The sequence below is a fragment of the Kitasatospora sp. NEAU-69 genome (assembly GCF_057158765.1).
This window is the reverse complement of the sequence record NZ_JBWXUE010000025.1, coordinates 54,167-66,249: the sequence shown is the minus strand read 5'-3', so window position 1 is coordinate 66,249 and position 12,083 is coordinate 54,167. Positions and strand designations below refer to the sequence as shown.

8 protein-coding genes are annotated in these 12,083 nt (G+C 73.2%); 5 read left to right on the top strand and 3 right to left on the bottom strand.

The window, feature by feature from the left end; translation table 11 throughout:
• Window positions 1–47: 47 nt before the first annotated feature.
• The 3 genes from AC060L_RS26545 (at window position 48) to AC060L_RS26535 (ending at window position 2,701) form a co-directional block, all read left to right on the top strand.
• The gene (locus tag AC060L_RS26545) at window positions 48–938 is read left to right on the top strand and encodes a carbohydrate ABC transporter permease (protein ID WP_483801442.1); all 891 of its coding nucleotides are present in this window, start codon (window positions 48–50) and stop codon (window positions 936–938) included.
• 129 nt (window positions 939–1,067) lie between these two features.
• Window positions 1,068–1,760 (top strand): ribonuclease HII, encoded by a 693-nt coding sequence (locus AC060L_RS26540; RefSeq protein ID WP_483801441.1) that lies wholly within the window; start codon window positions 1,068–1,070, stop codon window positions 1,758–1,760.
• Window positions 1,761–2,308: 548 nt separating this feature from the next.
• Window positions 2,309–2,701: a hypothetical protein gene (locus AC060L_RS26535; protein ID WP_483801440.1), complete on the top strand. Its 393-nt coding sequence runs from the start codon at window positions 2,309–2,311 to the stop codon at window positions 2,699–2,701.
• A 251-nt stretch (window positions 2,702–2,952) separates the two neighbouring features.
• Here AC060L_RS26535 and AC060L_RS26530 read toward each other — a convergent pair whose 3' ends face one another.
• Both AC060L_RS26530 and AC060L_RS26525 read right to left on the bottom strand, forming a co-directional pair.
• Window positions 2,953–3,600 carry a hypothetical protein gene (locus tag AC060L_RS26530; RefSeq protein ID WP_483801439.1) on the bottom strand — a complete coding sequence of 216 codons (648 nt, stop codon included), beginning with the start codon at window positions 3,598–3,600 and terminating at the stop codon, window positions 2,953–2,955.
• 290 nt (window positions 3,601–3,890) lie between these two features.
• Window positions 3,891–6,116 carry a RecQ family ATP-dependent DNA helicase gene (locus AC060L_RS26525; protein ID WP_483801438.1) on the bottom strand — a complete coding sequence of 742 codons (2,226 nt, stop codon included), beginning with the start codon at window positions 6,114–6,116 and terminating at the stop codon, window positions 3,891–3,893.
• A 183-nt stretch (window positions 6,117–6,299) separates the two neighbouring features.
• Between AC060L_RS26525 and AC060L_RS26520 the strand changes: the two genes are divergently transcribed.
• Window positions 6,300–7,919, top strand: coding sequence for a DUF4192 domain-containing protein (locus AC060L_RS26520; protein ID WP_483801437.1), 1,620 nt, complete (start codon window positions 6,300–6,302; stop codon window positions 7,917–7,919).
• A gap of 187 nt (window positions 7,920–8,106) precedes the next feature.
• On the opposite strand, the gene AC060L_RS26515 is transcribed toward AC060L_RS26520, so the two are convergent.
• A complete protein-coding gene (locus tag AC060L_RS26515) occupies window positions 8,107–9,417 on the bottom strand; it encodes an alpha/beta fold hydrolase (protein ID WP_483801436.1) in 1,311 nt (436 codons plus the stop codon).
• Between the two features lie 699 nt (window positions 9,418–10,116).
• On the opposite strand from AC060L_RS26515, the gene AC060L_RS26510 reads away from it, so the two are divergent.
• On the top strand, window positions 10,117–12,072 hold the full coding sequence (locus tag AC060L_RS26510) for a glycogen debranching N-terminal domain-containing protein (protein ID WP_483801488.1): 1,956 nt from the start codon (window positions 10,117–10,119) through the stop codon (window positions 12,070–12,072).
• The last annotated feature ends 11 nt before the right edge of the window (window positions 12,073–12,083 follow it).

The following is a 12,083-nucleotide window of genomic DNA, read 5'->3' as shown; positions in this document are numbered from 1 at the left end:
CCAGGGGGCCTTCGGACGGTCGGCCTCCACTGCCTGCGGCGAAAGCGGTGCGGCGGTCGTTCAGCGGCCCGCTCGGCTCGCTCTTCGTCATCGTGGTCACCGTGCTCTGGACGATCCCCACGTTCGGCCTGCTGGCCACCTCGCTGCGCCCCAAGGAGGATGTGGCGACCAGCGGTTGGTGGAACGTCTTCGCCCACCCCGATCTGATCCTCTCCAACTACCACACGGTGCTCTTCGAGGGCGGCTTCGGCGTCAGCGGGGGGCTGATGCCCTACCTGGTCAACTCGCTGGCGATCAGCATCCCGGCCACGCTCTTCCCGCTGGTGCTCGCGGCGATGGCCGCGTACGCGCTCGCCTGGGTGCCGTTCCGGGGCAGCGACACGCTCTTCTTCCTGATCTTCGCGCTGCAGGTGGTGCCGCTGCAGATGGCACTGATCCCGCTGCTCCAGCTCTTCTCCGGTGGTGCGCACCTCGGCGGGCTGACGATCATCCCGCAGTTCCACCTCAGCGGTACGTACGCCCCCGTCTGGCTCGCGCACACCATGTTCGCGCTGCCACTGGCCACCTTCCTGCTGCACAACTTCATCTCCCAGCTGCCGCGGGACCTGATGGAGGCGGCGGTGGTGGACGGCGCGTCGCACTTCAAGATCTTCCGGTCCATCGTGCTGCCGCTGTGCGCGCCGGCTCTCGCCTCGTTCGCGATCTTCCAGTTCCTCTGGGTCTGGAACGACCTGCTGGTGGCGCTGACCTTCGCCGGTGGCACTCCGGAGGTCGCGCCGATGACGGTCCGGCTGGCCCAGCTCTCCGGCTCGTTCGGTGGCCGCTGGGAGCTGCTCACGGCGGGGGCGTTCCTGTCGATCATCATTCCGCTGCTGGTCTTCTTCGGGCTTCAGCGGTACTTCGTGCGCGGGCTGCTGGCGGGGTCGGTCAAGGGCTGAGCGGGGGTTCGGGCAAGGCCGGGCGCCGCCGTAAGGTGGGAGGCGCGGCCGGCGGGAGGCGAGGCGTCCGTGATTCCTCCTCCTGCCGCCCCTCTGCCGTCCCTCGCTCTTCACCAAGGAACTCCGCGCATGCCGTACCAGCCGCCGACCCACAGCGTCGAGCGCTCACTGCGCCGGGCGGGGGCCACCCTCGTCGTCGGCCTCGACGAGGTCGGCCGCGGCGCCTGGGCCGGCCCGGTGACCGTGGGGGCCGCGGTGACCGGCCTGCGCCGAGCGCCGGAGGGGCTGACCGACTCCAAGCTGCTCACCCCGCGCCGCCGGACCGAGCTGGCGCCGGTGCTGGCCGACTGGGTGACCGCCTACGCGCTCGGCGAGGCGTCCGCGCTGGAGTGCGACGAGCTCGGCATGACGGCGGCGCTCCGGCTCGCGGCGATCCGTGCGTTGGAGGCGCTGCCGGTTCAGCCGGACGCCGTGATCCTGGACGGCAAGCACGACTACCTGGGCGGTCCGTGGCGGGTCCGCACGGTGATCAAGGGAGACCAGAGCTGCATCTGCGTCTCCGCCGCCTCGGTACTCGCCAAGGTCCACCGCGACGGTCAGATGGCCGAGTTGGCACCGGACTACCCTGCCTTCGGTTTCGAGGACAACGCGGGCTACCCGTCGCCGGTCCACCGCGCGGCGCTGGAGGAGTTCGGACCGACCGAGCACCACCGGCTCTCCTGGTCGTATCTCGATGCGCTACCGAAATGGAGTCATCTGAAGCGCTCGCGCACATCCGCAGATGTTGCGGACAGCGGCGAACAGCTCACGCTCGGCTTCTGAAAGGTCTCCCGACGGTGTCTCGGCGCGTTTTTCCGGGGCGTAGTCGAGGCATCCGGCGGGGTGTCTGTCCGGATTCCTGACGGATCATCACAAGTGCTCCTCGGGAGCACGTTCCGCTGATCGGGTCGGTGTCGTGATGCCCAACAGGTGGGGCGCCCGTGCGCACCCGACCGGCATTTGATAGATATCCGGGTATGCCTGTCATCCCCGAGGAGCCGGAGATTCACGAAAGCATCCCGGGCCCCGGCGTTCCCTTCCCCCGCGAGTCGGACGCACAAGCCCTCAGCACGCCTGCCATGCGCAGCGCGTCCCCTGTCAGCCCCACCACTCACACCTCCACCGAGGCCGCTGCCCGGACTGCCGTTCAGGCTGCCGTGCAGACGGCTGTCCGGCCGGGTGGCCCGGCGCGTCCCGCAGCGCCGTCCGCCGCGGTTCCCGGCCCCCGGCCCGGGCCGCCGCGTCCGGCCGCGCCGCGTCCCGGTCCGCGACCGACCCAGATCCCCAAGCCCGGCCCGCGGCCCGCGCCCGTCGGACCGACGATCCAGTTGGTGTCGGCCGAGCCCGGCACGGCGCTGGAGCGTGCCGACGAGACGGTGGACCAGCTGCTCGAGTCGGGGCGCAACCCCGGCGATGTCCTGGTGCTGACCACCGGCGAGCCCCACCCGTGGCAGCAGCACGAGCTGTCCTTCGGTGCGGAGCGCTACTGGGCGCAACTCGCCGAGGGGACCGATGTCTTCTACGCCGACCTGGCGCTGACCCGCCCGGCCCGCCGCGACGTCGTCGTCCTGGTGCTCGACGCCGCCATGGCCGACCGTGCCGGACAGGCTCTCGAGCAGGCACTCACCCGCGCGGTGTCGCTGCTCGTGGTCTGCGGCTCCACCGCTCAGCTGGCCGACCCCGCTGTCACCCGGGTCGCCAACGGGCAGCCGGTACACGCCTGACACCGAGCCGGCAGCCGCCCCCACGGCTGCTGACCTCACGCCGCCCCGCCCCGGTCGCCCTGGCGACCGGGTGCTCGGGTTTTCGGGCCACCGGCCGTTCCCTGCCCACCGGCCGTTCCCTGCCCACCGGCCGTTCCCTGCCCACCGGCCGTTCCCTGCCCACCGGCCGTTCCCTGCCCACCGGCCGTTCCCTGCTCGCCTGCTCGCCTGCCGCCGGTTCTCCTGGTCGGCTCGGCCTCCGAGCGTGTGCGTCAGCGGGCGGCTTGGCGTGCCTGCACGGGGCTCGCGGTCGTCGCGAGCCACGGTCGGACCGGATGGGTGAGCTCGGCGACCCCCGGCCCACCCGCGGCCGCACGGGGCGGGAGCTCGGACACGGTGTGCACCGGCCGGTCGGTCCAGGAAGCCGCGTGCGGTGTTCTGCCGGAGCGACCCTCGCCGAGAACCTGCCAGCCGACCGGGGTCAGCGCGACGTACGCGCCGCAGCGCAGCCCGTGCAGCGCGCTGGCGTCGCGCAGCGCCCACATCCAGGACCCGTCCTGCGGAGTCCAGCCCGCAGCGCCGTCGCGACAGCGCAGCAGTACGGCGGTTCGGCGTGGCGAGGCCAGCCGCAGGTCGTGCGGCATGACTCGGCGCAGTTGGTCGAGCAGGGCGTTGCGATGGTGCCAGCCGTCCGTGACGTGCGGTCGCGGCGCGAAGGAGGCGGAGGCGACCACGCGGTGGTCGATGTCCACTACCGCGATCACACTCGTGCCCGGCGGCGGCAGATGCCGTTGGTGCAACTCGGTGATCAGGTCGCGCGGGTCGCGCAGCAGCGGTACGCCGGCGCTCGACCAGCTCTCCAGATCGATGCTCCGACCTGTGACGGAGGAAAGCTGACCGCGGTCTGCACCGTGGATCATGGTCCTCCTTCCCCGGCCCGCCGAACATGCGGGCACGTGTGTACGCCGAAAGCCGGGTCCTGCGGACCGATGCCTGGGTACGCTGCAATTCTCACGTCAGATGGCTGGGGCGGCAACGATGAAAGGAGAAACAACGCCCGAAAGCTTGGGATCTGCCGGATATATTCCCCGGATGGCCGAGACTGCGGTGCAGACTCCTTCAGGTGCGGGTGACCCGATTTCGCCTCACCTCCACACTTTGTTCTCCTCCGTCCTCTCCTGTCCTCCTCAGTCCGTACGGGCCTCGGCGATCACGCCTGGAGCGCCAGCACCAGGGGGAGCACAGCTTCCGCGCCGGCCGTGCGCAACAGCCTCGCGGCCACGGTGACCGTCCAGCCGCTGTCGACCAGATCGTCCACCAGGAGCACCGGTCCAGGGCTGGCACTCAACGCGGCCACCAGCTCGGGCGGTAGCACCAGCGACCCGGCGAGCGAGTGCAGTCGCTGGGCGCTGTTGCTCCGCGCGCCGTACGGCGGCTGACCGCCCGCGTACTCGATCCGGCCGAGCAACGGCAGCCGACCGATCTCCGCGATCCTCGCCCCCAGACTCCCGACCAGCTGGGGCCGCGAGGCCGATGTCATGGTGACGACCCCGACCGGTCGGCCGGTTTCCGGGCTGCTCCCCGCCCAGCCGCCGGCGCCGCGTGCCCAGTCGGAGAGCACGCTGACCAGCGCATCCAGCACGTCCCCCGGCACGGCGGCGTCAGGCGCGCCTTCGGCCAGCATGGTGCGCAGTCGCCCACCCCATCCGATGTCGGAGAGCCGCCCCAGCGCCCGGCCCGACTGCGCCTGCTCGCCGGCCGGGATCTTGCCCTTCAGTGGCACCCCGAGGGCTTCCATGCCGGTGGGCCAGAGTCGGCGCGGTTCGAAGCTGACACCAGGGCGGCCGAGCGCCGCGCGGGCGGCGTCCAGCGCCTCCGCCGAGACCTCTGCGCTGTGCCGGGGGCCGGCGCAGATGTCACAGCGCCCGCATGCGGCTGCCTCCTCGTCGTCCAGCTGGCGGCGAAGGTACTCCATCCGGCACTGCGCACCGGTGGCGTACTCGCGCATGGCCTGCTGTTCGTCGGTCCTGGCCTGGGCGACCTTGGCGTAGCGCGCGGCGTCGTAGGCCCAGTTCTCACCGGTGGCGAGCCAACCGCCGCGCACCCGACGGACGGCGCCGTCCACATCGAGGACCTTGAGCATGATCTCCAGCCTGGCCCGACGCAGGTCCACCCGGGTCTCCAGCGCGGCGGTGGAGAGCGGTCGGCCGGCCTCGGCCAGGGCGTCCAGGGTGCGGCGGACCTGCTCCTCGGGCGGGAACCCGAGGGAGGCGAAGTAGCGCCAGATCGCTTCGTCCTCCCGGCCGGGCAGCAACAGCACCTCTGCCCGGTCCACCCCACGGCCGGCTCGGCCGACCTGCTGGTAGTACGCGATCGGCGAGCCCGGCGAGCCGAGGTGAACGACGAAGCCGAGGTCGGGCTTGTCGAACCCCATGCCGAGGGCCGAGGTGGCGACCAGTGCCTTGACCCGGTTCGCCAGCAGATCGGCCTCGGCGGTGCGGCGCTCGGCGTCCTCGGTGCGTCCTGAGTACGAGGCGACCGCGAAGCCGCGCCCGCGCAGGAAGTCGGTGACCTCCTCGGCAGCGGCCACCGTCAGCGTGTAGACGATGCCCGAGCCCGGCAGCTCGTTCAGGTGGTCGGCGAGCCAGCCGAGTCGGTGGGCCGGATCGGGGAGCTGGAGGACGGCCAGGCTGAGGCTCTCCCGGTCGAGCGGGCCGCGCAGGACCAGCGCGCGCTCGTCGGAGCCCCCGGTGCCGAGCTGTTCTGCGACGTCCGCGGTTACCCGTGCGTTGGCGGTGGCGGTGGTCGCCAGCACGGGGACACCGGGGGAGAGGTCGGCGAGCATGGTGCGCAGCCGGCGGTAGTCGGGGCGGAAGTCGTGGCCCCAGTCGGAGATGCAGTGCGCCTCGTCGACCACCAGCAGGCCGGTGGAGGCCGCGAGCTTGGGCAGCACCTGGTCGCGGAAGTCGGGATTGTTCAGTCGCTCCGGGCTGACCAGCAGGATGTCCACCGTCCCGGCGGCGACCTCGGCCTGGATCTCCTCCCACTCCTGCGGGTTGGCGGAGTTGATCGTGCGGGCCTGGATCCCGGCCTTCGCGGCGGAGTCCACCTGGTTGCGCATCAGCGCGAGCAGCGGCGAGACGATCACCGTCGGCCCGGCACCGCCGGACCTCAGCAGCGCGGTGGCGATGAAGTAGACGGCGGACTTGCCCCAGCCGGTGCGCTGGACGACGAGGGCCCGGCGGTGATCGACGACCAGCGCCTCGATGGCCAGCCACTGGTCCTCGCGCAGCCGGGCGCTCGGGCCGGCGAGCTCCCGCAGTACGGCTTCGGCGCGGGCACGTACCGCTGCACGGTCGGCGGTGCTGTGAGCGGAGCCGGTGCCGTCGTGGCCGGAACCGGAGACTGCGGCGGGAGCGGGCGTTGGCTGGTTCATGGCCCCTATGTAACCCTGCGAGGCCGACACCGGGCGAACCTGCTTCCCGTCCTGTGGACAACTCGGCTTCCGGTAGCGCCAGTTCACCCGTTCGGGCGCACCGTGTTATCCACAGGTGCGGGGTTATCCACAGGCGCAGAGAATTTTCGCCCGCAGGGTCGGAACAGGCCGCACGCTTCGGCCATGACTCACGACGACTTCAGCAGCTCGCCCTTCTCGTCCCGCAGCCGGTTCCCCCAGGAGCCGCGGCTGCGGATGCGAGGCCCCGCCGACATGGCGGCCATGCTCCCCTACCTGCTGGGCTTCTATCCGGACGACAGCATCGTGGCGGTCGGCCTGCACGGTCCGGCCGGTCGGCAGGGCGGCGTCATCCGCCTCGACATTCCGGAGGATCCGCGCCTGTGGCCGCTCATCGCGGCGGAGACCGCGCGGTTGATGGTCGAGCTCTCCGAGCAGCGGGACCAGCGTCCGGAGGCGATCCTGCTCTACCTGTGCCGGGATCCCGAGCCCGGTGCGCCCCCGGCGCTGGCCGGCCTGCGCCCGCTGGCCGGCCAGCTGCTCCAGGCCTTCCGAGAGCTGGGCCTGCCGGTGAAGGAGTCGCTCTGCGTCTCCGACGGCAGCTGGTGGTCGTTCCTGTGCTCCGATCCCGGCTGCTGCACCCCTGACGGCACGCCGGTGCGGGCGGAGCGCGATCCGCGTGCCGTGGTGGCTGCCGCGACCTTCGCCGGCCTCGCGCCGCGCGGCAGCCGGAAGGCCATCGCGGCCGCGCTGATGCCGGTGGACGGGCCCGTCGCCGACAGCCAGCGGAAGGCTCTGCGCCGCCGGCAGGCCCAGCTGGCCAAGGACTTCGCCGGGCCCGGCGGTCCCGACCGAATGCGTGAGGAGACGGACCGGTTGATCGCCGAGGCGATGGCCGAGTCCGCCGTCGCGGTACCCGAACTGGACGAGGACCGTTGCGCCCGGCTGATTCTCGGCCTGCAGGATCGGGTCAGCCGGGACCGCGCCGCGGAGTACGCCGAACCGGACGAACTGGCCGCCGCCGAGCGCCTCTGGCGTTACCTGGCGCGCCGCTGCGTCGCGCCCTTCGAAGAACACGCGAAGGCGCCGCTCACCCTCCTCGGGTGGACGTCCTGGCTGGCCGGTGACACCGCGATCACCCGGATCGTGCTGGCCAAGGTGTTCGACCTCGATCCGGGCTACACGCTGGCCGAGCTGCTCCACGAGTCGGTCAACGCCGGCTTGGAACCGGACGTCCTGCTCGCTGCGGTCCGTGCTGAGCGTGCCCGGCGGCGCGCCGGAGCCCGTCGGTCGCCGACAAGGGGGCCGAAGCCGGGGCCGGGGCCGAGGCCGGACGATGCGCCCGGCCCTGACGGCCCGCCGCCGGGCGCTCCCGGTGAGCCCTCGGGCCGTGATGCCCGACGGCCCCGGACCGAGCCGGAGCCCGGGAAGCCGGGCGAGCCGACCGCTGGCCGGGCACGAAAGTCGAGCTCGGCCCGGAGCGGCAGGCGCCGTCGCCCGCGCCCCGAGGCCGGCGTCGCCTCCGGTGCGCCGGCGGATCCGCCGAGCCCGGGAACCCCGCGCCCGTTTCCCCGCCAGCGCCGCCGGGGCGAGCCGGGCCCGGCACCGTTCCAGCCCGGCCCGCAGCTCCCGTCCGACCCCGACGCTTCCCCGTCCGCCGCACCGCCTTCCGACGGGCCGGCCGCGTCGTGCGAGTCCACCGCACCCGGCCGCTTCGCGCGGCTCGCCCAGCGCGGTCGTCGCCGGGGTGGTCACCGCACCCGTACGCCAACGATCGGAGCCTGACATGACGGCGTCCCGCAGCATCGCTCGGCCGATCCGAAGTCCGTCACCGAGGCACCTTGCGGCGCAGGCCTGCTTCCGGGGCTGGATCCGCCGGATGCTGCGCAGCGGCTCGCGGGGGCGCCACCGGAGGCGGCGCCACCGGGGCGCCCGGCACCGGGCGCCCCGCCGCTGGGGCCGTGGGCGGCTGCTACAGCTGGCCGCGGACCATCCGGATCAGCCGGTCCAGGACCTGCCCGCCGCTGGCCCGCAAGCCGTCGTGCTCCCACTCGTTGGTCACCCAGGTCCGGATCCCCGGCACGGCGGCGGCCGTCGCCAGCGAGTCGGCCGTGTCGACGTACATGTCGTCGTGGTAGATGGCCGCCGCCACCGGAACCTGGTTGGCCGCCAGCACCTCGGGTGTGTACAGGTCGGGCCACTCGGTCCGCTGGGCCAGCAGCTCGGCGGTCTCGCGCAGCGGGCGCAGCGCCGGGTCGGTCTCGAACATCCAGGAGTAGATCATCTCCCCGGTGAAGCGCACCGGTGCGCCGTCCTCCAGCGACCGTGCCGCGTCGAACTCGGGGAACTCCTTGCGCACCTGCTCGGCGGCCCAGCCGGTCGGGCCCGGATCGACCGAGCGCTGTCCGTAGATCGACTCGTGCAGCACGGCGTAGAGCGGACCGTCCGAGAAGGAGAGCCGCGACTGCGCACCGGCCAGGAAGGTGTCGGACAGTTCGAGCCCTGCACTGCCACGGACCCAAGCGTCTTCCAGCAGGTAGTGCAGGGCGTCCGAGCCCGTCCCGGAACCGAGCATCAGGCCGAGGGACTGGAACGCCTCCACGGTCAGGAGGCCGCCGTCGGGCAGTCGGGCGGGCGCCGCGGCGAGGTGCTCGACGATCCGGCGAACCGCCTCGACGTCCTGCGGGTAGCGGGCGTAGTGCGCTGCGTTCTTGCGGATCACTCGCGGGTACGCAGCGCGGTACACGTCCGCCGCGCTGCTCCGCAGACCGGACAGACCACCGGTCACCAGGGCTTCGCGCAGGCCCTCGGGCGCCAGCGAGAGGTAGGTCAGTGTGCAGAAGCCGCCGAAGCTCTGGCCGAGCAGGCTCCACTTCTGATCGCCGATCAGTTGGCGCCTGATCAGCTCGGCATCACGGACGATCGAGTCTGCCCGGAAGCAGGTGAGGTACTCGGCCTGCTCGGTCGCCCCGCCACGCAGTGGCAGCGTCTGACGCGTGGCCGGGGTGGACCGGCCGGTGCCACGCTGGTCCAGCAGCAGGACCCGGTAGTCGTCCAGCGCGCGGTCGAGCCAGCTGTCCCGTCCCAGCGGCCGGCCTGCCCGTCCCCCGGGTCCGCCCTGCAGGAACAGCAGCCAGGGCAGGTCGTCCCGCTCCTTGCCCGCCGCGACCACCTCACGGCCGTAGACCTCGATCTGCTCGCCCTGCGGCGCCGAGTGGTCCAGCGGAACCTGGAAGAGGTGATCGGTCAGGACGACCCCGGGCTGTCGGTTCACGACGGACATGAGACTCCTCGGTCTGTGCTCGGTGCGACGGGTGGTCGCCTTCTGCCGTACGTGCCGGCGCCGCACCGTGCCATCAGGGTTGGCCGCAGGTGTGGGTCGGCGTCGACCGGTGGCCCTTCCGGTACGGTCGGCGCCACTCGGGCACCGTATCCTGGCGCCGCGCGGGTGGCACCGGTGCCGCCTGTCAGCAGGGGGCGAGCACGCTCTGGCGGCAGCCCGGCCGGCACATCGAGCCCGGCGCTGCCGACGGTCACGCGTCGCGCCGCCTCGCCCTCCGGACCGATCCGTCGAGCGCCCGGGCGTGACCTGGGTGCCGTGCACCGCGTTCACACTGGGCGGCGCCATCGGGGCCGCCGTGGGCGGTGCCGCTCTTGGCGGAATTACGGCTCGGCGCAGCCGCGCCTGGCCTACCGTGATCCCGGTGCTCCACCGGGAGACACCCGGCCGAGCCCGGATGTGAGAGACGATCCACGGCAGCCGTGGCCTTCGGGCCCGCCCTGCCGGCCGACAGGAGGAGACCCGGTGACGGCCCCCAGGCCAGCACAGACCGCGATGCCGCTTGAGACGGTCGCCGGTTCTCGGCCCGCCGTGCCTGCCAGGCCCGAGCCCGGGCCTGCCGGCTCCACCCGCCAGGCGGCCCAGGCCCGCCGGGGCCCGGTGGCCGCCCATGGCGACGTGCTCTGCGTCAACGCTCCGGCCATGGCGGCGTCCGGAGCCGACGGGCAGTTGCGGGGCGACGGGTTGCACGGGTTCTTCCGTTCCGGCATCCGGGTCCTGAGTCGGATGGAGATCAGGCTGGGCGGGGTCGAACCGCTCGCCCTGCAGGGCGACCTGACCTCGGCTGCGCAGGCTCGCTTCCTGGCTGCGCTGCGCGTCCCCGGCGAAATGGACCCCGACCCGGCGCTGACCGTGGAGCGGATTCGGCACGCTGACGGGGCGGAGACCGTCACGGTGCGCAACGCCGGGAGCCGCCCGGCCCGCCTCCCGCTCGAAATCGCGCTCGGCACCGATCTGGGCAGCCTCGCCGAGATCGGTGCCGGCCGGCGCTCGCCGGACATCCCGGGTCAGGTCCAGTCGGCCGGCCTGCGCTGGATCGGGCAAGGCCACAGCGCGACGGTCTCCGCCCGCCCGTCACCGCACGCCGTGCTGGCCGGCGCCGGCGTGCTCCGCTGGGACTTGGAGGTGCAGCCCGGAGCCCGCTGGTCGGTGGAGCTCCGGGTGGAGCTGGAGCCCGCGGCCTCGGCCCAGGCTCGCCCGCCGATCGGGCGGGGCGCTGGAGTGCCGGCCCCGTGGGCCGACCTGAGGATCCGCTGCGACGACCCCCGGGCCGAGCTGCTCGTCTCGCGCTCGCTGGACGCCCTGAGCGGCCTGCTGCTGGCCGACTCCGACCGGCCTGCCGATCTCTACACCGCGTCAGGAGCACCCTGGCGGTTCGGCCTGGCGCCGGCCGACGCGCTGTGGGCGGCGCGGCTCACCCTGCCGCTCGGGGTCAAAGTCGCGGCCGGCACGCTGCGTGCCCTGGCACGCCGTCAGCAGACGACCGCTGTTGCGGGCGGTCGGGGGGAGGGGATCATTCCGGGCCCGCTGCGCCATGGCGGACCCGAACTTCCCCCCTCGTGCACGGCGACCGAGGCCACTCTGCTCTTCGTCACCGTGTTGGCAGAGGCGTGGCGTTGGGGTCTGCCCCGGCAGGAGGTGCTGGAGCTGCTGCCGGCCGCCGAACGCGCGCTCGGCGTCCTGCGGACGGCCGCCGAACTCGGCGGAGTGGACGGTTTCGTCACCGATTTCAGCCGCATCGCTGAGGACCGCCCGGGCCAGCCCGCCGCAGCCCGCAGCGAGGTCCAGGCTCAGGCACACCGAGCCGCCCTGCACGGGGCTGAGCTGCTGGAGGCGTTCGGCCGCCCGGGAGCGACGTATTGGCGGGACTGGGCGGCCGGCCTGCGCACCCGGTTCCGTGAACGGTTCTGGGTGGACGACCTCTCGGGGGGTCGGCCGGCCGCCGCACTGACCGCTGACGAGCGAGCACTGCCCGCCGTCACAGGCTCCTTCGTCCACCTGCTCGACCTCGGTCTGGGCGCGGAGGGCGCTGCGCTGCCCGGCCTGCTCGACCGGGAGCAGACCAGGCTGCTGGCCCAGCGGCTGGCCGCCCCGGAACTGGACTGCGGCTGGGGGCTTCGAACCCTGAGCGCGAAGTCGGCCCGCTTCAACCCACTGGGCCACCGCAGCGGGGCAGTCCGTGTGCAGGAGACGGCGATGGCGGTCTCGGGACTCGCCGAGGCGGGCTTCGAGCGCGAAGCCGGCGATTTGCTGGAGGGGCTGCTGGCCGCGTCCGCCCACTTCGCCGGCCGGCTTCCGGAGATGTACGCGGGCGAGCAGCGCCTGCCGGACTGCCCGCCGGTGCCGCACCCGGCCGCCTGTCGGCCGGCCGCCGGCTCCGCGGCCGGTGCCGCACACGCCGTCCTCGCACTGGCCGGGGTGCGGCCGGACGTTCCGGCTCGACGCGTGGTGGTGCGCCCCGCCAGCACGGCACCACTCGGTGAGCTCGAACTCGCCGGGCTGCGGGTGGCCGGCGAGCCGTTCTCGGTCCGGGTCAGCCGGATCGGGGTGGCCGTGGTGGAGGAGGCGTCCTCGGATCTGCAGTTGGGTGCGCGCTGAAGCCGCCCGAG

Coding starts and splice junctions, on each gene's coding strand:
- AC060L_RS26525 (WP_483801438.1), bottom strand. CDS start 6,116: ATGAACCAGCCAACGCCCGCTCCCGCCGCAGTCTCCGGTTCCGGCCAC.
- AC060L_RS26520 (WP_483801437.1), top strand. CDS start 6,300: ATGACTCACGACGACTTCAGCAGCTCGCCCTTCTCGTCCCGCAGCCGG.
- AC060L_RS26515 (WP_483801436.1), bottom strand. CDS start 9,417: ATGTCCGTCGTGAACCGACAGCCCGGGGTCGTCCTGACCGATCACCTC.
- AC060L_RS26510 (WP_483801488.1), top strand. CDS start 10,117: ATGGCGGCGTCCGGAGCCGACGGGCAGTTGCGGGGCGACGGGTTGCAC.
- AC060L_RS26540 (WP_483801441.1), top strand. CDS start 1,068: ATGCCGTACCAGCCGCCGACCCACAGCGTCGAGCGCTCACTGCGCCGG.
- AC060L_RS26530 (WP_483801439.1), bottom strand. CDS start 3,600: ATGATCCACGGTGCAGACCGCGGTCAGCTTTCCTCCGTCACAGGTCGG.